This window comes from Micromonospora sp. DH14 (genome assembly GCF_029809455.1).
Lineage (GTDB): Bacteria > Actinomycetota > Actinomycetes > Mycobacteriales > Micromonosporaceae > Micromonospora > Micromonospora parva.
In genome coordinates, this window is sequence record NZ_JARVKT010000009.1 from 49,826 (window position 1) to 71,213 (window position 21,388).

A 21,388-nucleotide genomic window follows, 5' to 3' on the forward strand; every position below is an offset into this window, starting at 1 on the left:
CGGACGGCCGATATCAGGCGGCGATGGCCCGAGCTGCGGCGTACGTGTCGGCGGGCAGCGCGTGGTGCAGCTTCCAGAGGATGCGCATGGGTCGGTCGCCGGTGTGCTCCTGGTACGTCATCGGCCCGGCGTAGAGGTACGCCGGTGCGCCCAGGTCGCGGTCGGGGATCCGGGTTTCCCGGACGAAGAGGTGCACCGTCGAGCCGCCCGATGTGTAGCGCTGCCCGGTCGCCGACGCCGCCGACGTGGTGCTCTGCGACTCCCACTGGAACAACGTGTCGGTGATGGCCCGGTCGGCGTACATGGTGGTGGGTGAGTAGTGCGCCTCCGACTTGACCAGGGTGACGAAGAACAGGTCGGCCTGGGCGTCGGGCAGCCACTTCACCCCCTCGCGCAACGACCCCGGGTTGGGCATCCCGAAGGCGGCGCATGCCTCGTTGCGGCTGTACCGGGCGTGCACCCGCAACGGCACCGCACCCGGGGCGGCGGTCGGCGTCACTCGGTGGATGCGGTCCCGCAGCACCTCGGCGAGCTGCCGCAACTCGGCGCAGCGTGCCGGTTCCTTCCACAGTCGTGCCAGCCGCTCATTGCGCGTCGACAGCGGGGCGTTCGGCCCCCAGAGGCTGAAGTGCAGCATGTCCAACAGTCGGCTGTTGCCCGCGTACACCTGCTGACCTGGCGCGGGCGGTCCGGCCGCGACCCGGGTCAGCAGCTCCAGCCGGTCGATGTCGTCGGTGTGCAGCATCCGACCGATGGCCCGGCCCAGGTCCCGGTCGTCGGGGCCGGCGGCGGACGTCTCGATGCCGGCGAGCCGCCGCAACCCGGTCCAGCCGCCGATGCTGGCCGACCGGTACACGTCCTCGACCTCCAGGCCGGTCTCGCGCAGGAACGTCGCCAGGCTGACGTCGCCGAGCTGTCGCAGCTCGGTCACCAGGCCGGTCTTCGAGGTGGGCAGCGCGCTCTTCAGGTTGGCCAGCACGACTTCCTTGGCCACCCGGTCCAGTTCGACGTGGCAGCCGCTGGGCAGGCTCGGGAAGTCGTCGCGGACCGCCTCGGTGATCGCTCGTCGACTCACCCCGGTCAGGGCACGCCACCGTAGGTCGAAGCGGAAGTTGGCGTGCTGCCCGCCGATGAAGTCGAGCACCGTGAGGCAGGGCTTGTCGTCGTCGAGGCGCAGGCCACGACCGAGCTGTTGCAGGAAGATCGTGGCGCTCTCGGTGGGCCGCAGCATCAGGATCGTGTCGACCATCGGTAGGTCGACGCCCTCGTTGAACAGGTCCACCGTGAAGAGCACCCGCAACTTGCCGGCCTTGAAGTCCCGCAGCATTCCCTTCTGCGTCGAGCGGTCTACTTTCGAGGTCACCGCCGCCGCCTCGACGCCGTGTTGCCTGAACCAGTCGGCCATGAACTCGGCGTGCCCGATGCTGACGCAGAACCCGAGCGCCCGCATCCGACCGACGTCCACCTTGTCGCTGACCGCGCGCAGCACCGACCGCGCCCGCGCGTGGTTGCCGGTGTAGAGGCCGTTGAGTTCTGCCAGGTCGTAGCCCTGGCCACGTTTCCAGGTGACCTGCGACAGGTCCACGTCGTCGTGTAGCCCGAAATACTGGAACGGCGCCAACAACTGCCGCTCCAACGCGTCCCACAGGTGCAGCTCAACAGCCGCGCGGCCGTCGAACCACCGGCGCACGTCGCCGCCGTCGGTCCGGTCGGGGGTCGCGGTGAGGCCCAGGAGTACGCGGGGACGCAGCCGTTCCAACAGCCGGGCGTACGTCGGGGCTTCAGCGTGGTGGAACTCGTCGACGATCACCATGTCGTACGCCTCGGGGTCGACCTCCCGGCGGTGCAGCGACTGGATGGAGGCGAAGACGTGCTTCCAGCCGTTCGGCTTCTCGCCAGCGACCAGCGTCTCGCCGAAACTGCCGTCGCCCATGACCTGCCGGAACGTGGACAGGCTCTGCCGCAGGATCTGCTCCTGATGAGCGACGAAGAGCAGCGAGTCCGCTTTATTGCTGCGGTGCAGCCGGCGGTAGTCGAGGGCGGCGACCACTGTCTTGCCCGTGCCGGTCGCCATCACCACCAGGTTGCGCCACCGCCCGTGCACCAGCCGCTCCGCGTCCAGGTCGGCAAGGATTTCCGCCTGGTACGGGTACGGGCGCACGTCCAGGTTCGAGATCTCGGTCGGTGCTTCGTCGCGGCGTTCTCCGGTGAGTGCCTGTCGCAGGCGTTCGGCGTCCCTAACCGCGTCATACGCCTCGAACGCCGGATCGTTCCAGTAGTCCTCGAAGGTCGCCGTGAACGTGTCGATGACGTGCGGCTGTTCGATGTTCGAGATGCGGACGTTCCACTCCACGCCGTCCACCAGCGCGGTCTTCGACAGGTTCGACGAGCCCACGTACGCGGTGGTGGTGCCGTTGCTGCGGCGGAACAGCCACGCCTTGGCGTGCAGCCGGGTGGTCCGCGTCTCGTAGGACACCTTGACCTCGGCGCCGAGCTCTTTGAGCCGGTCGAGCGCTCGCTGATCGGTCGCACCCAGGTAGGTCGTGGTGATGACCCGGACCGTGCCGCCTCGGGCGATCAGCTCGCGGATGGGCTTCTCAACGATGCGCAGTCCGTACCACTTGATGAACGCGCACAGCAGGTCGACGCTCTCGGCCGACGCCATCTCGTGGTTGACCTCGTGGCCGATGCGGGGCTGGTGACGGCCGTTGACCAGCAGCGCGCCGGTGGAGAGAGGGGTCGTGGGGCGCTGCGGGAAGGCTGGCAGAGCCGGTGGGGTCGGCGGGGCGGCGATGGCATGCAGCAGGTGCTTGGCGTCGGTGACCTGGTCCTGGTCCGTCGCTGCCTTCGGGCTCAGGGCGGCGATGGCGTCGGCGATCTGGTTCGCCATCTCGACCTGGTGGTGGAGTTTGTCGTCGCCGCTCGAAACGGCCTGGAGGGCGCGGGCAGCCAAGGTGGCGATGTGGCGGGCGAGGGCGTTGTGGGCGTCGGCCGGGTCGAGTTTGTGGTGCTGGATCAGGGCGGGGTCGACGTGCTGGAGTTGGTTGGCCAGCTCGCGGGTGATGAGGTGCTCGTACACACCCCGCTCAAGATCCGTCATCCAGGCAAGGTAGCCGGCAGGCGCGCTGCGACGCTGCCGTGACTGCGCATCGAGATCCCCGTGTCGGGTCACCGACAGAAGTCCAAAGGCCTCGGACCCCATGCCAGCGGTCATGCCCATAAGGACGTGGTCGATTGGGTCAACGGCGGCTGGTTGGCAGAGCAAGATCGGCGAAGGGCGTCCAGCGGGCTGTCGGATCGCTCAGTCGTACCGAACGGAGCCGGTTTGCGAACTCGCCTGCGACGCTCGGCCCGGTAGTGAGAAGCGGTACGGCAGCTGCGATCATCTTCAACTCCCGCGCATCTCGCAGTAATGGCCAGGACGGGTCGGTGGTGACGTCGAAGCCATAAGCGGTGGCCAAGGAACCGTGGCTTCCTGTTCCTCCGAACCTCGCCTCACCTACCGCGACCGCTGCTAGGTCGACCTGCCACGGGCCGACGCAGGTGGCGTCGAAGTCGCATAGGACCGTGCGGCCCGCCGGCTCCCGGAGGAGGTTACCGGCGTGGGCATCTCCGTGGATCAGGGTCCGCGTTCCGCTATCGACGAGGTTCGCGACTTCTGGTTCAAGGCGGTCACACCAGTCGGCTAGGAAGTCCCGGTCGGGCTTGCTGAGTTGGTCCGCGTCGGCCAGCCGCCGCCGTGCGTCGCCGATGGGATCCCAAAGTGGCAGCGGGATGGAGGGCACACCGAGAGCATGAAATGTCCGCAACGCCGCGCCGAGGTCTTCCCCGGTTGGAGGATGTGGATGCGGTGGGACGAATTGCCACACCGAGGCGACTAGGCCCCCGCGTTCGATCGGCTGCTCGACATCGCGCGCCAGGCGAATCGTCGGCGCGTCGCGCTCAGCGAACCAGCGCGCGAGCTGCACCACCTTCGCCACCCTGTCCCGCAGCTGGTAGGTTCGCGCGATTCGGATGACGAGCCCGGCGTCGGGCAGGGCGAAGACGGCGTTGTTGGTCAACCGCAGCAACCGGGCATCGTGGAACGAGACGTTGAGGGTGGCGGCGATGTCCCGCATGGCCGCCGTCATCGTCTCCTCGGAGAACCGCCCGCTCACGCGGCGCCCGCAGGCCGAGCGGCGATGACCCGGTCGAATTCGGCTACCTCGGGAAGCCCTCGATGCCGAGCGAGATCACGCCGCAGATTGACAATCCGATCGATCACCCGCCTAGAGCTCATCGTCTGCGCCTGCTTCAGCACACGGGCCCCAATGACGAGCGCCTGCTCGGGCTCATCGGCCAAGAAAAGCGCGCTGCACAGCCCGGCCTCGTTGAGCACGGTGCTGCGAACGTTCCCCGCACCAAAAGCAGCGATGGAATCCCTGCCCCAGCGCACCGCTTCGGACGCGTGCCTACGGTCTCGCCGTGCCATGTCCCGGTACACGCGCCCATACTGGGCGAACAACTCGCCGCGGTCGTAGAAGCCCATCCAGGCCGGCTCACGCTCCTTGTTGATGCGCTCGAACTGGTCGCTCGCCTTTCCGAGGGTTCTCACGGCAGTCTCGTGGTCACCGAGTGCCGCGATCGAGGCCGCCTCGGCGCCCCAGAGCAGGGCTCTTACCGCTGGCGTTGCCTGCGACCCGAGCTGCGCATGCGTGAGTTGTAACGTCGCGAGGGCATCCCGGTTGTGCCGAAGGTGTTGAAGCTGCTTGACCTGCGCGTACCGAATCATCGCGACGAGTGGTCCGCTGTCGGCAGTCAACGCGGCACGTTCCCCGGCGACGAAGTGTCGTTGCGCGTCGTCGTGCCTTCCCGCGTCGAGCGCAGTCCAGCCGGCCAGCTGTCGAGCTGTCGCCACCGCCGTGATGAGGGGCGGTGTGAGCCCGGCGGGGTGCGACCAATCCAGCATCCGGTATACCGATTCCGCGAACCGGGCTACCTCCCGATACAGCAGACCACCACCGGATTCCCGGTCCACTGACCGGTACAGCTCCAAGACGGCGTTCAGCCGAGCGATATCCGCCGTGCCGATTCGCCGAGACTGGGCCCGTTCGCTGCCGCCCAGGAGACCCGCACCCGCAGCGACAGCGGCGATTCCGGCTAGCAGGGCGCGTCGACCCTCGTCGGGCCCAGCGGCCTGTGGATCGGTTGCGGCGCGGGCAATCTCGGCTCTCTCGGCCGATCGCTGTGACTGTCCTGGAAGTGCGAACCAGAGGCAGGGAGCGGGTATCCCGAGAAGCCGCGCCCAGTGCGCCAGTCGGTCCAGGTGCACGAGCGGCGGTCCGTTCTCCACCCGGCTCAACTGTGCCTGCGTGATCCCCAACCACTCGGCCACCACGGTCTGCGGCAACGCGGCCCGACCGTGGTACGGATGGCAGCGGTATGCGCGGATCACCCGCCCGAGATGCCGCTCGGCGAGGGCATGTCGCACCGGCTCGTGCTCCCAGAAGCTCGCCGGCACCACCGGCGGTGCGCTCAACCGATCCCGCTCGGCGGCCTGGCACGGCGTACACCGTCCGCTGTCGTTGTCCCGGGCCAGCCGTCCGCCGCACCGAGGGCAGTTCGCGTGGGTCACCGGCGGCTCCGTCCGTCTCGCCTCATCGAGCCTATCCATTGAACACGCTGCGTGGTGCGCTGGTATACGCACGACGCATATCGTCAAAGGACCGCGGGGGAGGCGGACGGACCGCAGGCATTTAGGACGGGCGCGCCTCCCGCAACGCCTCGATGACAACGCCCCACCGTTCCGGGCCGTTCACCGGGTTCAACGGCTTTCCGTCAGCGACGACCACGCCGGCAGCGCGCAGCACCGCCAGGTGACCCGCGTACGCCGGATGGGCCGCCAGTTCCGCCTTGGTGTGCGGAAAGGCGATGATCGGCAACCCCGCGCCCAGCGATTCGTTGAGGACGCCGAGCGCCAGCGTGTCGTTGATGCCCAGCGCCCATTTCGTCACCGTGTTGAACGTGACGGGCGCGGCCAGCACCACATCGGCCGGCGGGTGCGGCTCCGGGTCGCCGGGCATCCGCCACTCCACGCGTACCAGATAGCCGGTTTTATCCTCCAAGGCCTGACGGTCGAGCCACGGCGCGGCGGTGGGGCTAACGATCATGCACACCTGCCACCCGTCGACGATCAGAAGGTCGACCAGCTCGTCGATGTGTTCGGCCGGACCTGCGGCGCAGACGACCAGATACAGCACCGGGCGTTCCGTCATGCCCGCAGTCTGCCCGATTCGACAGTCGCGACGTCGACCGCATGCGGATCGCGCATGCCGTCGATGATCACTGTGGCATGCCGTTGTGCCTGGTCAGCCGCGACAGTCGACGCATGGCCCGGGGCGGGTGCCCGGTCCCGGAACTGCGCCGGCCCTCAACGGCACAGCTCCTCCCGCCCGCCCCGGTGCCAGCCCACGAGTCAACGACTTGGAGCCGGCATGCCCACCGTGAACGACGACCACCCGGCTCAGGTTGGCTTGGCCGCCGCCTGGGAGTCGGTCGACGCGCTAGCTGCCGGCGACTTCTGGTGCACCCTCGAAGACCGGCGCCCCGGGCTGCTCCCACACCGCGACGCGCCGCTGTTCTTCACCGCGCTGGGCCGCCTCCTGGTCGGTGGCGGCGAACCGCCGAACCGAGCGGCGCTGCTACGGGTGCTCGGCCGCGCGTACCGCCATTTCGACCTGCTCCCACACGCCACCACCATCGGCGACGCGCTGCTCGCCACCGTCGCCCGCCACGCGCGCCCACTGTGGACGCCGCAGCTCGCCGTCACCGCCGAGCGCGCCCTGAGCAGCGCCACGCGCGCCATCCGCCGCGCCGCCACGCAGGCCGGCGGCGGCCCGGCCTGGTGGCACGTCCAGGTGATCGACCGCGACCGGCCGTCGCCCGACATCGCCATCCTGACGGTACGTCCCTGGCGGCGACTGCCCTTCCAGCCAGGTCAGGCAGTGCCGGTCTGCACGCCGCGCCTACCCGGCCACTGGCGCTGGCTTTCCCCGGCCAACGCCCCACGCGCGGACGGCACCGTCGAGCTGCACGTCCGCGCCGTACCCGCCGGCACCGTCTCCCACCGCCTGGTCCATCAGGTACGCCCCGGCGAACTGCTCTGGCTCGGCCCACCCCTCGACACCGGCCTGAGCCTCGACCCCACCAGCAGCAACGATCTGCTCCTCGTCGCCGGCGGCACCGGCCTGGCGCCGCTACGCGCCCTGGTCGAGCAGGTCGCCGCCGCACCGGACGGCCGGCGGGTGACGCTGATCGTCGGCGCGCGCACCTTCACCGATCTGTACGACTCGATCGCCCTCGACAAACTGCAATGCGCCCACGACTGGCTGACCATCGTGCCGGCCCTCTCCGAGGACCCCTGCGCGGAGCCGGCTGAGCGGGGCGACGCCTTGACCATCGCCCTCGAACACCACCAGCCGGATCAGGACATCTACCTCTGCGGCCCACCCGCGATGGTGGCCAGTGCGCGGCCACGGCTGCCGGCCCTCGGCGTCCCTGCCTCCCGCATCCACCTGCCCAAAGGGTTCCCCCAACTACGGCTTCGCCTTCTCATTGATCGATCACCATGAGAGGCTTGAACGCCTGAGCGTGTTCGCCTCAGTGCGGGGGGTAAGCGGCGTGGAGGATGCTGACGGTCCGTCTCGGTGGTCGGTCGAGAAGTTTGGGCTACCTCTGGCAAGCGCTCTGCGCACTGCGATCCCTGCGGCGCTGCGCCGCGCGGTCGAGCTTGCCCAGGACGCCCGTGATGCGTCGGAGTTGGACACCGATCATGCGTTCGGCCCGGTCCGGTGGAAGCAGCAGTACGAGGTGCTGCACGAGTATCTGCACGACCTCCCCGATGTGGTGGGCGTCCACCCGCCTGGCGCCCAGGTGCGGGTCACCATCTGTCGGGGGCATCTTCTGCTGCCCTGGCGGTACGCGACGCGGAGCGACCTGGACATGCGCGACGCCCGCCCCGGGCGGGACCTCAACCGGCTGATCCGAGACCTGTTGATCCTCTTTGGGCCTGAGCCGAGCCATGAGGAGGTCACACTGCCGCTGATGCCGCTCACGCCGGAGGAGGCCCGCGACCGCTCGGCTCTTCGGGAGGCAGTAGAGCAGATGACCGACGAGCCGAGGGTGCTGCTCGTCGGGTTCGCCTGCAACTCCGACGAAGGTTTGCTCCGGGTCTCGTGGGGCGAGGCGGCTCTGCTCGGTGGCACCGAACTCAAATGGGGCCACGTCGAGGACCTGCCAGTCGCACGAGCACGGTGACGGCTTCGCGGGACCGCGAAAAAGGTTTCAGGTCAGTAGCGTCTGGGCGTGCCCGACACCCTCAGCGATCCGCTGTCCGGCTTCAGCCCCGCGCGGCCCTACACGCGAGACGCCGCCGGTGACGCTCCCCAAACGCCCGGTGTGCACGTGGTTATCGAGAACGGCGAGGTCGTTTACGTCGGTTCGACCGGGGATCTACGTCGACGTCTCCGCCAGCACCTGACCGGCAATCGGGGCTCATCGGTCCTGCATGACCAGGTCGGCCGGCTGCTCGACCAGCGCGGTGCTCCGGCTGCGGCTGCTGACATCGCCAATTGGTTGGCTCACTGCGACCTCCGCTGGCTGCGGACCGACGATGCGCGGGGCGTGAAGGAGGCGCTGGTCGCGACCCTTGGGCCTCGATTCAACAGGCATGTGCCAAAGGAAGCGAGGTTGCCAGAGGTCTCCGCGCAGGTGTTGAACGTTGACGACCTGGTGAACTCCCCGGACGGCAGGAGGTCGATTGAGCCGGAGGCCGCGGCCGAGGGGCGGCGTAGGAGGCTGGTCGAGGTCACCGCGCGGCAGGGGCAGGCGGACTTTCGCCGCCGGCTCATGGAGGCGTACGGCAACCGCTGCGCGATCACCGGCTGTGATACCGAGGCCGCGCTCCAGGCTGCACACATCGACCCGTACGACGGGCCGGCGACCAACCAGGTCAACAACGGCCTCCTGCTCCGCGCTGACCTGCACAACCTGCTGGATCGAGGGTTGATCTGGATTGACGAGTCGTACGTCTTGCACGTCGTGGGAGGCACCGAGCACTACTCCGGCTACCACGGCCAGCGGATCCGCCTACCGAGGAGGATCGAAGACCTGCCAGACCCGGAAGCGCTGCTTCGGCACCGACGCGACGTGGCATGCATTCTTTGACGTCGGAGAACGCCAGGAGCCAGAGCCAGGCTGCGGGATGGTCGGGGGTAGTTCGCGGTAGAGCGTGATGCCTGTGAGGCATCAATATGACTCACAGGCATCACGCCCGTTAGGACAAGTCGGGCCGGACGCTCGCACGCGGCGCGACCACCAGGCGCGCGGTCAGGAGTAGGTGTCGCCGAACTCGCGTACCCCGTCCACATCGAGCGTGATCCGGTCGTTCGAGGTCCACTGGCCGGTGGCGGCGAGCCAGCTCGGGTCGTCGCGTTCGTCGATGTCGCTCCAGCTGTGCCGGTGGTGCCGTAGCTGGATCGGCCCGGTCGACTGGCCCGGCGCGAGCGTGCCGTCGGTGAAGGTCAGCTCCACCCAGCCGGGGACCGGCGTTCCCGGGGCCGGGTACGGCGGCGCTGGCGTCGTCATCGCGCCGGGCGGCCCTCCGGGCGGCCCGCCTGGCGGGATGAAGAACTGCACGGTCTGCCGGATGCGGTCGCAGCCCAGCGCGGCCCAGTCGCAGTTCGGCACCAGCGAGGTGTTGCCGCCCTCGAAGCGCAGGTGGTAGCGCACCTGCACGGTGCTCAGGTCGAGTGGCCCGGTGCCGGTGTTGGTCACCTTCAGCAGGTGCTGGATCTGGTTGTTCGTCGGGGACCAGTCCAGATTGAGGTAGCTGACCGTCGCGCGGCCCGCCGCGGTGCGCACGGTGGTGGTGGGCGAGGTGTCGGAGTAGCCGCCGAGTGCGCGGGCGGCAATTCCGATCCGGTACGTCGTGCCGGGCGCGAGGTCGGTCAGCGTGATCGTGGTGTCGGTGGTGGAGCCGAGGAAGCGGTACGTGTTCGGCCCCAACGGCACCTGCACCTCGTAGTTGATCGGCTGCTCGTTGCCCGGCTCGACCCAGGCGGAGGACGCCCAGCTGAGCGTGAGCTCATGTGGTTCGTTGGCCACCACCGTGGGTGCGCCGGGGGTGCTGATCGCCGGGCCGTCGGCCCGGGCGGCGTTGACGGCGAGCAGGCTCGCCAGCGTGGCTAGGGCGATGGTGGCGGTGACGCGGCGAGCAGACATAACCGAATGGTATGCATGGACATCGATGGCTATCCATCGTCCATCAGTTCAGCGCACGCCGACGACGGGCCCAGTCCATTACGCGACGGGGTCGGCTTGGAGATGATGCACGCGCCACTCTGTAGAGACCGCTCAGCCGGTGCCGCAGCTCCGCGAACGTGCGAGCCGCTGCACCGGCTGAATGCTCGGCTCAGGAGCCGCCTTGGCGCTGGATCCGCCCGTCGCCCGAGACCTTGGCCCGGCCCAGGTCGCGTTCGGTGCCGGCCGGGCCGGTCGCGGTACGGCGGTGCCGTTGGTCGGGCGAGTGCTCCACGGGCGAGCCCTGACGGCCCGGAGCGCCGCTGCCCGAATGCCGCCGGCCTCGTGCCGACTCGCCGCCGCTGTCGTGTTTGTTCTGCTTGTGGCTACCCATGGATCGCGCGTACCCGGTCACTGTGCGGCTAGTCCTTAGGCCAAACCATGCGACGTTCTCGATCCCGTCAGATGCTGGCTGCCCAAAAGGCAGGCGTCCATGCAGTCGATACCGCGATTTGCCGTCGGCGGGCGGTGTGTGGGAGCGCCCGACCATAGCGTCCGAACCACGGAGTTCCGCGAGCGCGCGATCTGGGGGAGGCGACCATGCAGGCGACCGGTGGTGTGGTGTTACCGGGGGAGCGGGCTCCGGTCCGGGTCAACATGGACAGATGGCGGGCGGGGCTGCCCCCGGCGGTGTGGCCCGACACCCTCCCAGCTAGTGGGGAGCTCTGGCGGCGCGACGTCTTCCTGGTGGCCGACGCGTACCGGGCGGGGTCCGCGAGCCCACGGCAACTACTGACCGCCGTGCTGGTCTGGGCTTACGGACCCATCGGGTGCGGCCCGTGGCGCGCCGCCAGGTCGCTCGACGCCGATCCGGGCGGCAAACGCCTGGCGTACGCGCTGGAGGAGGTGTCCACACCAGCGCCCGACGAGGACGCGTTGTGTACGGCGTACCGCCGCTTCAGTGACCCCGACCACGCTCGTCTGCCCTGGTTGGGGCCGGGCCTGTTCACGAAGGTGCTCTACTTCGTCGGCTACCGCCGCGGGGTGGGCGGGGTGCAGCCCCTGATCCTCGACCGTGTCGTGGCCGGCCAGCTCCCGGCCGAGGCGGGCGTCGGCCGTCGTAACGGTTGGTCGTCCGAGGAGTGGCTGGCCTATCTGCGCTGGGCGACCGAGCAGGCTCGGGTCCGGGGAGTGGAGCCGGACACGGTGGAGATGGTGCTCGCGATCGACAGGTGACGTGGCTATCTGCCGGCGCGTAGGCGGGTGTCCAACGCGTCGAGGTCGGGGACGAACCAAATCTGCCCACCCTGGTTCGACTCGTGCACCAGCGCGCGCAACGCGGAACTCTCCGCGAGCTGCGCCGAGATGTCGCCGACGACTGCCAGCCGCAGCCGATAGTTGACGAACTTCTGCATCACGTCGCCGGCGAAGCGGGTGCCCAGCGAGAAGAAGCGATCGTCGAGTCGGTTGGCCGGCACGGCGACCACCTGGGCGCCGAGGAACGCCGCCCCGATCAGGTCCAGCGCGTCCTGCTCGGTGGCCAGTGGTGGGCCATCGGGGTCGCAGACCAGCACCGGCACTCCGGCGCGTTCCTGGATCTCGTCAGGCATCGTGGACCTCCCGGTCGAGCAGGCCGTTGTCGGCGTTGAGTACAGCGTCGAGCAGGTGCAGCAACTCGGCGGTGGCGGCCGGGTCACCCAGGATGATGATCTTCATGCGGTGGCGTTGCGCGTCGTAGACGGTCTGCACCCGCAGCGGATTGGCCTGGTCGTGGGCGGTGTTGGCGCTGGTGAGCACGAGCGTGCCGAGCCGGTCGGCGGCGGCTCTGTCGGCACCGTCGATCTGCACGATGCTCGACACCTCCGCCTGCCTGGCGAGGTGGGACGCCGCCGGGGCCCGACCGGTGAGCGCGTCGAGATCACTGGCGGCGATCCGGTACTGCTTGCCGATCCGCACCGCGCGCAGCCGGCCCGAACGGATATAGCTGCGCACCGTCCGCACGTGCAGCCCCAGCCGGTCGGCAACCTGCTCAACTGAGTACATTTCTTCCGTCATCGTTCCCTATCCTATGTTGATAGGGAAGTTTAGCGACAGGTGGGGTCGATTCATTAGCGACATCAGCTCGACAGCGCCCGGCCGACGCGTGCGCTTCCCCGTACCAGGAGAGGGGATCGGCCGGCTAACTCGCTCGCGGTGTCGGACGGTTGCCGTACCGTCTGGAAACCATGGACGCGCGGCGCGGCGACGCCATCATCGGGCGGGATCATCCTGCGGGCCTGTTGCGCGCCGAGTTGGACCGCGCCACCACCAGTCACGGCGGTCTCGTCCTGGTGACCGGCGAGCCGGGCATCGGCAAGACGACCCTCGTCACGTCGGCAGCCCGGGAGGCCCGGCACCGCGGCGCGCTGGTGCTCGGCGCCGCGTGCTGGGATTCCGACAGCGCCCCCGGCTACTGGCCGTGGGTGCAGGTGCTGCGCGGCCTGCGTCGATCCGCCGACGACTGGGCGGTGGCGCGACCGGACGCCGAGCCGGCCCTCGCGGCACTGCTCGGTGAGACCGACGCCAGCAAGCAGCAGGCCGAGCGGCTCGCCAGCTGGGCCGGCGTCGACACCGACAGCGTCGACCAGGAGGCGTTCGCGCTGTACGACGCGGTGACCGCCGCCCTGGTCGCCGTCTCCCAGCACCGGCCGGTGGTCGTCGTCCTCGACGACCTGCACTGGGCCGACCCGGCCTCACTGCGGTTGCTGAGCTTCGCCGCCCAGCACACCTGGTTCGAGCGGCTCCTGCTGATCGGCACCTACCGCGACGCCGAGGTCGAGTCGGGTGAGCATCCGCTGCGCCCGCTGCTGATGCCGCTCGTCGCGAAGGCCACCACGATCACCCTCACCGGTTTCACCCGCGACGAGGTGGCCGCGCTGATGACCCGGACCGCCGGCCGCGAGCCCGAGGCCGGCCTGGTCGACGAGGTGCACCGGCGTACCGGCGGCAACCCGTTCTTCGTCGAGCAGACCGCGCGGCTGTGGCACGCCGACGACGCGGTCGGCGCGATCGCACCCGGCGTACGGGAGGCGGTGCGCCGCCGCCTGGCCCAGCTGCCCGCCGCCGTGGTGGAAGCGCTGACCGTCGCCGCTGTGCTGGGTCGTGAGTTCCACCGCCAGGTCCTCGCGGCCTGCGTGGCCTCCCCCGCCGCGCAGGTCGACCGGCTGCTCGACCGGGCGGTGACCGCCCGACTGGTGGTCTCCCGGGGCGGTGGCCGCTTCGCGTTCGCCCACGACCTGGTCCGCGAAACCCTCTACGACGGGCTGACCGACGACGACCGGCGGGCCCGACACGCCGCGCTCGTCCGGGCGGTCGACGACCTGCCGGAGCTCACCGAACGGCTGATCCCGGCCGACCTCGCCCGCCACGCCTACCTCGCCGGCCCCGCGCTCGACCCCGCCCGGGTGGCCACCCTGCTGGTCGCCGCCGGGCGGGACGCGTTCGTCCGGCTGGCCGGCGACGAGGCGGCCGTGCACTTCCGTCGAGCGCTGGAGGTCGTCGACGACCGGGAACAACGAGTGCGCATCCTGGTCGAGTTCGGTGAGACGCAATACCACCACGCCGGTCGGGAAGAGGCCATCGCGCTGCTCACCGAGGCCGGGGTGCTGGCTCGTACCCTCGACGACCCGGTGCTGCTGGCCCGCGTCGCCCTCATCGTGAACCGCGCCCGCCAGGTCGAGGTCGCCTTCTCCGCCGAGGCGGCGGAGCTGGTGCGCGAGGCGTACCGGCGGCTGATCGGCGAACCGGCCGCCGACGCGTCGGTCGGCACGCTGGTCGCCGACCTGATCACCGCGACCGAGACGATCGCCCGTCGAGGGCAGGACGACGAGGCGCTCACCTTCAGTCTCTGGGCCCGCCACGACACCACCTGGGGGTTGGGCACCGCGGCGGCCCGCGCCGCGCTCACCGCCGAGATCCGGGACGTGGCCCGCCGGACGCCAGACCGGGAGACCGAGCTGTGGGCCACCGCGCTGCGTTGGGTGGCGCTGCTGGAGCTGGGTGATCCCGGCTTCATCGGGGAGTTCACCACCTTCGTCAACGCGGACCGGCACGGCGACCCCACCCGGTACCGGATAGCGGCCTCCGTCGACAGCGCCATCATCGCGGCTTTCCGGGGTGACTTCACCGAGGCCGACGAGCGGTTCGCCGACATCACCGACATCGCGGACCCGAGCCATGCCGAGTTCGGCTTCATGGGCCATCACCTGCGCTGGTCCCGGCTGCTGCTTGAGGGTCGGTTCGCCGAGGCCGACACTCTGCTGGACGGGCTGGCCCCGGCCGACTACCCCTATCGGGAGCTGCTGCAAGCGATCACCGCGGCGGAGCGGGGCGACGACGAGACGGCGGTGCGGCTGACCGCCGGCATCGAGGCCGCCGCCGTCCGGTACCCGCGTCCGGTGTCGCCGCTCTGGCTCCGGCTGCGCGCGCAGGCCGCCGCCGCGTCCGCCGACCCGCAGCGCTGCGACGTCGCGCGGGCCGCACTCGCCCCGCATCGTGGAGAGTGGATGGTGGGGCTGTTCGGCTGCGACATCAGCGGCCCGGTCGACTACTGGCTGGCGCTTGTCGACGCCGCCCAGGGCCGCTGGGACGACGCCGTCGCCGGCTTCACCGCCGCCCACCACTCCGCCGACCGGTTGGGCTCCCGGCCCTGGTCGCTGCTCGCCCGCACCGGCCTCGTGCACGCCCTCACCGGCCGAGGCCACCCGGACGACACCGCGACGGTGACCGCGCTGCGGGCCGCCACCATCCAGGAGGCGACCGCTCTCGGCATGACGCAGGTGCTCCATCGTCTCGCCGCCCCGACGACCCCCGACACCGACCGCCCGGACCAGGCTGCCGCGCCGGGCGAGGCCGCCGCGCCGGGCCAGGCTGCCGCGCCGGGCCAGGCTGCCGCGCCTGTCCAGGCCGTGCCGGTCGCGCCGGCCATCGCGGGGTACGAGTTTCGGCGCGACGGGCCGGTCTGGCAACTCGCGTACGCCGGTGTGGTCGTGCACCTGCCCGACGCCAAGGGATTGCACGACCTGCACCTGCTGCTGAGCCACCCGGGCAGCGACGTGCCGGCGGTCGAGCTGCTCGACCCGGCGGCCGGGCCGGAGCTGGTGGCCGCCCGCCGGCTGGGAGCCGACCCGGTCCTCGACGACGAGGCGAAGGCCCGCTACCGGCGGCACCTGGCCCGCCTCGACGAGGAGATCGACCGGGCCGCCGCCCGCGATGACGACCTCAAGGTGTCCAAACTGGACGCCGAGCGGGGTGCACTGCTCGACGAGCTGCGTGCCGCAGCGGGCCTCGCCGGCCGGAGCCGCCGCCTGGGCGACGAGGCCGAACGGGCCCGCAAGACGGTGACCGCGCGGATCCGCGACACGCTACGCAAGCTCGACGACCGGCACCCGGCACTGGCGAGCCACCTCCGCGACGCCGTCTCCACCGGCACCACCTGCCGCTACCGGCCCGTCGAGCCGCTGCCCTGGCGGCTCTGAACCGACGGCCGGCGAGGGGCCGTGGGCTGCGCTCAGTCCTTGAGATCGGGGCCGGGTTCCAGGACCCGGGCAAGCCAGTCGGCCTGGGTGCGCCGTGCCGCGTCGGAGACGCGAACATGTGGGAACAGCGCCGAGAATCCGTGGAAGCCGCCAGCCCACAGGTGCAGTTCGGCCTGGCCGCCGGCGGCCCAGATCCGGGTGGCGTAGGCGACGTCCTCGTCGCGGAACACCTCGGCGGTCCCGGCGTCGATGTACGTGGTCGGCAGACCGGACAGGTCGTCCGCCAGTGCGGGTGAGACGTACGCGGAGACGTTCTGGTCGGGGTGCTCGCCGAGGACGCTGCGCCACCCGAACTCGTTCATCTCCCGGGTCCACACGCCGTCCAGCCCGCTGTACTGGTGACTGGAGGTCGTGTCGTTGCGGTGGTCGAGCATGGGGCACGACAGCAGTTGGGCGGCAATGGTCGGGGTGTTGCGGTCGCGAGCCATCAGTGTGACCCCTGCGGCTAGGCCACCTCCGGCGCTGGCGCCGGCCACGACGATGCGGGCCGGGTCGATGCCGAGATCCGCGGCGTTCTCGGCCACCCAGAGCAGACCGCGGTAGCAGTCGTCGACCAGGGTCGTGCCGGTTGCTTCCGGGGCGAGCCGGTAATCCACCGAGACCACGACGGCACCGAGCCGGTCGAGCCATTCCAGCGGAATGTCGATGTTCGAGAAGCGGTCGCCCCACATCATCCCGCCGCCGTGGATCCAGTAGACGCAGGGCGCGCCAGCGGCACGATCGGTGGGGCTGAGGATGGACAGCGGGATCGGCGTTCCGTCACCGGCGGAAACTGTGACCTCGCGCCGGGAGACCGCGCGGCCTTCCAGGTGGATATCGATCGACGGTTGGGGGACGTGGCGAAGCTGTTCGATCACCTCGGGGCCGAGGGGCGGCATGGGCGGCAGCTCAGTCAGGGGTACGAGCAACTCGGGGTCGATGCCGGGGCGGGGGAGGTTCATCGTGGATCCTTTCGCTGGTGCGGGTCGGGGTGACGGGGTGTTGTCTCCGGCTCAGAAGGTCGCCTTGCCCCCGACCGGCACGGCGTCGGTGTACGTCGAGTCGCCGGCCAGCAGTGGCTGAAGCTTCGCGACCAGGGCCTGCGCCTGTTCCCCGGCGAAGAACGCGCTGTGCGCCTCGGCGTTGGTCCAGCCCTCGATCACGTGGACGACGTCACGGTCGGTGGCCGAGCGGGCCACGAGGAAGACGAGGCAGTCGGGGTGGGGCAGGGACGGCGCGTCGAGCAACAGTTCGATCAGCTCGTCCGCCTTTCCCGGCTGAGAGGTCATGGTGGCCTGGAACCCGTGGTGGACAGTCATCGAAGTGACTCCTAATCGTCTAGCTCTTGCTGCGATCTCGGAAAACTGACACTTCAATAAAAGCATCGTCACCAGCGGAAACGTTAGACAGATGCTCTCTGGCCCTTGCCTGATTCTCTCGTTGTGACGAGCATCGGTCATGTGCTTCAATCGGGCCGTGTACCTCGACGAGCTGCGGACGTTGCTGGCCCGCCACGCCCACCCGGACATGCGCACCCCCATCGACGGGGTGCTGATCTCGAAGGTCGACCAGCAGACCGGGCCAACCACGTCGATGTCGGGCACCGTGCTGGCGCTCATCGCTCAAGGCGCCAAACACATGGCGCTGGGTGACCGCGTGTACGAGTACCGGGCCGGCCAGTACCTTGTCGCGTCGGTGGATCTGCCGGTCACCGGCCGGTTCACCCAGGCCAGTGCCGACTCGCCAGCACTGGGGTTCGGGCTGGTGCTGCATCCGGCCACGGTCGCCGAGTTGCTGCTGCAGGCGGCACCGGGCGACCTCCCACCCCTGTCCGGCGGAACGCCCTCCGGGATGGTGGTCAGCGACGCTCCCGACGAGCTCGGCGACGCGGTGGTCCGACTGCTTCGACTGCTGGACCGGCCCCGCGACGTCACGGTGCTCGCACCCCTGATCAAACGGGAGATTCTCTGGTTGTTGCTCAGTGGGGAGCAGGGTGCCGCAGTGCGGCAGCTGGGCCTGGCCGACAGCAGCCTCAGTCACATCGCCCGGGCGGTGCGGTGGATCCGCGACCACTACGCGCAGGCGTTCCGGGTGGAGGATCTGGCCAGGCTGTCCGGGATGAGCGTTTCGGCGTTCTATCGCAACTTTCAGGCGGTGACCGCGATGAGCCCGATCCAGTTCCAGAAGCAGATCCGGTTGCAGGAGGCCCGGCTCCTGCTCGCCACCCACCCCAACGACATCACCGGGGTCGGCATCCGGGTCGGCTACGAGAGCCCGTCGCAGTTCAGCCGCGAATACCGTCGCCAGTTCGGCGCGCCGCCCAGCCAGGACGCCACCCGTCTGCGCGGCACCAGCCGAACCGAGGTGCCGGCGGTCGTCTGACCGCATACCGACGCGCCAACGACGGACGGACGCCGCCACGGCTGTGGCGGCGTCCGTCGCACTGTCAGCGGCGGTTGTACTTGTACATGGTCAGGGTGCCGAAGATGAGGACGAAGCCGGCGCTCCACAGAAGCAGCCACATCGTTGCCGACGGGTCCGACTCGCCGCTCATCGCGCCCCGGATCGCGGCCACCAGCTGCGTCACCGGGTTGACCTTCACGAACGCCTGGAGCCAGCCGGGCATGGTGCTCGGCTCGACGAAGACGTTGCTCAGGAACGTCAGCGGGAACAGCACCATCATGCTGACCCCCATCACCGACTTCTCGCTGCGCAGGATCAGCCCGAAGAACGTCCACACCCAGGAGAACGCGAACGAGAAGATCACCAGCAGCCCGATGCCGGCGGCGGCACCGAGCGCCCCGCCCTCGGGTCGGAAGCCGAGCACCAGCCCGAGGCCCAGGATCACCAGTGCGGCGAGGATGTAGCGCAGCACGTCGCCGAAGATCATGCCGACCAGGGCGGCCGGGCGCCAGACGGGCAGCGTACGGAACCTGTCGAAAATGCCCTTCTCGATGTCGGTGTTGAGGCCGACACCGGTGTACATGGTGATCATGACGACGCTGGTCACCATGATGCCGGGCAGGAAGAACTGCAGGTAGTCACGCGGGCTGCCGGCGAGGGCGCCACCGAACAGGTACGTGAACATCAGCACCATGATGATCGGGAACGCGGTCACGTCGAAGAGCTGCTCCGGCACGTGCTTGATCTTCAGCATGGCCCGCCAGCCGAAGGTGATCGACGCGCCCAGCGCGCTCGGCCGGGGAGGTCGGGCTCCGGGCGCGAGGACGGTCGCCAGTGCCTCGGCGGACGGAACGTAGACGGCCGGCGCCCGTTCGGTGGTGGTGGTCGTGGTGTCGCTCATCGGGCTGCCTCCAGCTCGTCGTCGCGCTCGTCGGTCGGCACGGCGGGGTGGTCGGTCAGGGCCAGGAAGACCTCGTCCAGGCTCGGCTGACCGAGGGAGAAGTTGTCGACCACGATGCCGGCGCGGGCCAGGTCGCTGAGCACGCGGGCGGCCTGGGCGCTGGCGTCGAGGTCGGTGCCGGCCTCGCCGACGCGGGCGGTCAACGCCACCGGATCGGCGGCGAGCTGCACCGGCACACCGAGCGCCTCGCGGAGCACCCGTTCCGCGTCGGGGCGCTGCCCCGGGTCGCGCAGTCGCAGGTGGACGGTGCCCGAGCCGATCGACGACTTCAACTCACCCGGGGTGCCCTCCGCGATCACCCGGCCGTGGTCGACGACCGCGATCCGGCCGGCGAGCTGGTCGGCCTCGTCGAGGTACTGGGTGGTCAGCAGCACCGTCGTGCCGTGCGACACCACCGCCCGGACGATCTCCCACACCTGGTTGCGGCTTCGCGGGTCGAGGCCGGTGGTCGGCTCGTCGAGGAAGAGCAGATCCGGGGTGTTCAGGATGCTCGCGGCGATGTCGATGCGTCGCCGCATCCCACCCGAGTACTTCTTCACCTGACGGTCACTCGCCTCGGTCAGCCCGAACGCGGCGAGCAGCGCTGCCGCGCGCTCCCGGGCGGCCGGCTTGCGCAGGCCGAGCAGGCGGGCCAGGAGCACCAGGTTCTCCGTACCGGTCAGGTCCTCGTCGACGGAGGCGTACTGGCCGGTGAGGCTGACCCGGGAACGGACCTTGTCGGCCTCGGTGACCACGTCGTGCCCGAAGACCCGGGCCGAACCGCCGTCGGGTCGCAGCAACGTGGCGAGCACCCGGACGGCTGTGGTCTTGCCCGCGCCGTTCGGGCCGAGCAGGCCGTAGACGGTGCCGGCGGGTACCTGCAGGTCGATGCCGGCCAGCGCCCGGGTGTCGCCGAACGAGCGGGTGAGCCCTTCGGCCTCGATGGCCAGGCCGGTGGTGCGTCTACTCATGATTCTTACCTCTCGTGGTGGACGTGTTCAGGAGACGTAGGGTCGAGCCGCCCGGCCGTCGCGCAGCGCCAGGCCCCACCAGCGCAACTGGTCGAGCAGGGCGTCGACGTCGCGGCGCAGTTCGTCGGTGCACCGGGCGGTCGGCTCGCCGGCGAGCAGGTCGATCCCGACGACGTCGCGCACCGTCATCGCGTGCAGTGCGGTGAAGACGGTGCGGAGCTGGTCGACGGCGTGCCCGCCGGTGGACCGACAGCCGTACGACACGAAGCCGACGGGTTTGGCCTGCCACTCGTCGTACGCGTAGTCGATGGCTTGTTTCAAGGGTGCCGGGAAGCTGTGGTTGTACTCGGGGGTGACCACGACGAACGCGTCCGCCCGGCCCACCTCGCGAACGAACGCCCGGATCGGCGCGGTCGGCTCGGCGGGGTAGGTGGCCGGGAAGTCGTACCCGGTCAGGTCAACGACGGTCACCGCCAGGTCGTCGTGCCGCCCGGTCTGCTCGACGAACCAGGTGGCGAGGCGGTCGCCGACCCGCCCCTCCCGCGTGCTGCCGACGATCACGGCGATCCGTAGCGGCGTCATGGCCACCCCCCTTCCATTCTGAAGGCGCGAGGTGACAGCAGGCGCCCGCTAGATCTGATCTAGCGGGCGCGGTTTCGGGGCGGAATGTCGGTGGGATCGGCTTGACTGGGGTCGACGGACGGGGGAACGGGATGGCCCAGGTACGCATCGAACCGTGGCACGAGGACGACCTCGACCTGCTGCGGCAGCTCAACTCACCGGACACCCGCAAGCACACCGGCGGCCCGGAGACCGACGAGCAGGTGCTCGCCCGCCACGACCGGTACGTGCACTTCGCCGACACCGGGCAGGGCTGCATGTTCACGCTGGTGCTGCCGGACGGGGCGCGGGCGGGCAGCGTCGGCTACTGGGGTCGGGAGTGGCGCGACCAACCGGTGTACGAGCTGGGTTGGGCGGTGCTGCCCGCCTACCGGGGGATGGGGCTGGCCACGACGGCGGTGCGTGCGGTGGTGGACGTGGCTCGCGCCCGACGGGACCGGCGCTACGCGCACGCCTACCCCTCGGTGGACAATCCCGCGTCGAACGCGGTGTGCCGCAAGGCGGGTTTCACACTGCTCGGTGAGACCGGTTTCGAATATCCGCCGGGGCGGATGATGCGCGCCAACGACTGGCAACTCGACCTGACCGCCCCGCCGACAGCGAGCTGAGATCGGCGGGAC

At 70.0% G+C, this 21,388-nt stretch carries 20 protein-coding genes; 7 read left to right on the plus strand and 13 right to left on the minus strand.

Translation table 11 applies throughout. The annotated features are described in order from the left end of the window. Window positions 1-13: 13 nt before the first annotated feature. From QCZ28_RS14195 to QCZ28_RS14210, 4 genes are all read right to left on the minus strand, one after another. Window positions 14-3,100 carry a DUF3427 domain-containing protein gene (locus tag QCZ28_RS14195; protein WP_279517092.1) on the minus strand — a complete coding sequence of 1,029 codons (3,087 nt, stop codon included), beginning with the start codon at window positions 3,098-3,100 and terminating at the stop codon, window positions 14-16. Window positions 3,101-3,239: 139 nt separating this feature from the next. Beyond that, on the minus strand, window positions 3,240-4,130 hold the full coding sequence (locus tag QCZ28_RS14200) for an aminoglycoside phosphotransferase family protein (RefSeq protein WP_279517093.1): 891 nt from the start codon (window positions 4,128-4,130) through the stop codon (window positions 3,240-3,242). 23 nt (window positions 4,131-4,153) lie between these two features. Continuing rightward, window positions 4,154-5,614, minus strand: coding sequence for a helix-turn-helix transcriptional regulator (locus QCZ28_RS14205; RefSeq protein WP_279517094.1), 1,461 nt, complete (start codon window positions 5,612-5,614; stop codon window positions 4,154-4,156). Window positions 5,615-5,735: 121 nt separating this feature from the next. Then, window positions 5,736-6,254, minus strand: coding sequence for a flavoprotein (locus QCZ28_RS14210; RefSeq protein ID WP_279517095.1), 519 nt, complete (start codon window positions 6,252-6,254; stop codon window positions 5,736-5,738). A 219-nt stretch (window positions 6,255-6,473) separates the two neighbouring features. On the opposite strand from QCZ28_RS14210, the gene QCZ28_RS14215 reads away from it, so the two are divergent. From QCZ28_RS14215 to QCZ28_RS14225, 3 genes are all read left to right on the plus strand, one after another. Then, complete coding sequence (locus tag QCZ28_RS14215) at window positions 6,474-7,610, plus strand: FAD-binding oxidoreductase (RefSeq protein WP_279517096.1); 1,137 nt, start codon at window positions 6,474-6,476, stop codon at window positions 7,608-7,610. A gap of 187 nt (window positions 7,611-7,797) precedes the next feature. Then, window positions 7,798-8,295, plus strand: coding sequence for a hypothetical protein (locus QCZ28_RS14220; RefSeq protein WP_279517097.1), 498 nt, complete (start codon window positions 7,798-7,800; stop codon window positions 8,293-8,295). 48 nt (window positions 8,296-8,343) lie between these two features. Continuing rightward, window positions 8,344-9,204: an HNH endonuclease gene (locus QCZ28_RS14225; RefSeq protein ID WP_279517098.1), complete on the plus strand. Its 861-nt coding sequence runs from the start codon at window positions 8,344-8,346 to the stop codon at window positions 9,202-9,204. Window positions 9,205-9,366: 162 nt separating this feature from the next. Here QCZ28_RS14225 and QCZ28_RS14230 read toward each other — a convergent pair whose 3' ends face one another. Both QCZ28_RS14230 and QCZ28_RS14235 read right to left on the minus strand, forming a co-directional pair. Continuing rightward, window positions 9,367-10,260, minus strand: coding sequence for a cellulose binding domain-containing protein (locus QCZ28_RS14230; protein WP_279517099.1), 894 nt, complete (start codon window positions 10,258-10,260; stop codon window positions 9,367-9,369). A gap of 190 nt (window positions 10,261-10,450) precedes the next feature. Continuing rightward, the gene (locus QCZ28_RS14235; protein WP_030331398.1) at window positions 10,451-10,672 is read right to left on the minus strand and encodes a hypothetical protein; all 222 of its coding nucleotides are present in this window, start codon (window positions 10,670-10,672) and stop codon (window positions 10,451-10,453) included. 206 nt (window positions 10,673-10,878) lie between these two features. On the opposite strand from QCZ28_RS14235, the gene QCZ28_RS14240 reads away from it, so the two are divergent. After that, window positions 10,879-11,514 (plus strand): hypothetical protein, encoded by a 636-nt coding sequence (locus QCZ28_RS14240; protein ID WP_279517100.1) that lies wholly within the window; start codon window positions 10,879-10,881, stop codon window positions 11,512-11,514. A 5-nt stretch (window positions 11,515-11,519) separates the two neighbouring features. Here the strand turns inward: QCZ28_RS14240 and QCZ28_RS14245 are convergent, their stop codons facing one another. Further along, complete coding sequence (locus QCZ28_RS14245; RefSeq protein WP_279517101.1) at window positions 11,520-11,888, minus strand: DUF4180 domain-containing protein; 369 nt, start codon at window positions 11,886-11,888, stop codon at window positions 11,520-11,522. Further along, window positions 11,881-12,333, minus strand: a complete 453-nt coding sequence (locus tag QCZ28_RS14250) for a helix-turn-helix domain-containing protein (protein WP_279517102.1) — start codon at window positions 12,331-12,333, stop codon at window positions 11,881-11,883. The genes QCZ28_RS14245 and QCZ28_RS14250 overlap by 8 nt, the downstream gene beginning before the upstream one ends. Window positions 12,334-12,503: 170 nt before the next feature. On the opposite strand from QCZ28_RS14250, the gene QCZ28_RS14255 reads away from it, so the two are divergent. Continuing rightward, a complete protein-coding gene (locus tag QCZ28_RS14255) occupies window positions 12,504-15,794 on the plus strand; it encodes an AAA family ATPase (RefSeq protein WP_279517103.1) in 3,291 nt (1,096 codons plus the stop codon). A gap of 32 nt (window positions 15,795-15,826) precedes the next feature. On the opposite strand, the gene QCZ28_RS14260 is transcribed toward QCZ28_RS14255, so the two are convergent. Further along, window positions 15,827-16,795 (minus strand): alpha/beta hydrolase, encoded by a 969-nt coding sequence (locus QCZ28_RS14260; protein ID WP_279517104.1) that lies wholly within the window; start codon window positions 16,793-16,795, stop codon window positions 15,827-15,829. Between the two features lie 51 nt (window positions 16,796-16,846). Then, a complete protein-coding gene (locus QCZ28_RS14265; RefSeq protein WP_279517105.1) occupies window positions 16,847-17,152 on the minus strand; it encodes an antibiotic biosynthesis monooxygenase in 306 nt (101 codons plus the stop codon). 157 nt (window positions 17,153-17,309) lie between these two features. Between QCZ28_RS14265 and QCZ28_RS14270 the strand changes: the two genes are divergently transcribed. Next, window positions 17,310-18,215, plus strand: a complete 906-nt coding sequence (locus QCZ28_RS14270) for an AraC family transcriptional regulator (RefSeq protein ID WP_279517106.1) — start codon at window positions 17,310-17,312, stop codon at window positions 18,213-18,215. Between the two features lie 64 nt (window positions 18,216-18,279). Here the strand turns inward: QCZ28_RS14270 and QCZ28_RS14275 are convergent, their stop codons facing one another. From QCZ28_RS14275 to QCZ28_RS14285, 3 genes are read right to left on the minus strand one after another with little or no spacing between them, the layout of a single operon-like run. Continuing rightward, window positions 18,280-19,137 carry an ABC transporter permease gene (locus QCZ28_RS14275; RefSeq protein WP_279517107.1) on the minus strand — a complete coding sequence of 286 codons (858 nt, stop codon included), beginning with the start codon at window positions 19,135-19,137 and terminating at the stop codon, window positions 18,280-18,282. Next, the gene (locus QCZ28_RS14280; protein WP_279517108.1) at window positions 19,134-20,147 is read right to left on the minus strand and encodes an ATP-binding cassette domain-containing protein; all 1,014 of its coding nucleotides are present in this window, start codon (window positions 20,145-20,147) and stop codon (window positions 19,134-19,136) included. Before QCZ28_RS14280 ends, QCZ28_RS14275 begins: the two co-directional genes overlap by 4 nt. A 27-nt stretch (window positions 20,148-20,174) precedes the next feature. Continuing rightward, window positions 20,175-20,729, minus strand: coding sequence for an NAD(P)H-dependent oxidoreductase (locus QCZ28_RS14285; RefSeq protein ID WP_279517109.1), 555 nt, complete (start codon window positions 20,727-20,729; stop codon window positions 20,175-20,177). 131 nt (window positions 20,730-20,860) lie between these two features. On the opposite strand from QCZ28_RS14285, the gene QCZ28_RS14290 reads away from it, so the two are divergent. Continuing rightward, a complete protein-coding gene (locus QCZ28_RS14290; RefSeq protein WP_279517110.1) occupies window positions 20,861-21,376 on the plus strand; it encodes a GNAT family N-acetyltransferase in 516 nt (171 codons plus the stop codon). Window positions 21,377-21,388 lie beyond the last annotated feature (12 nt).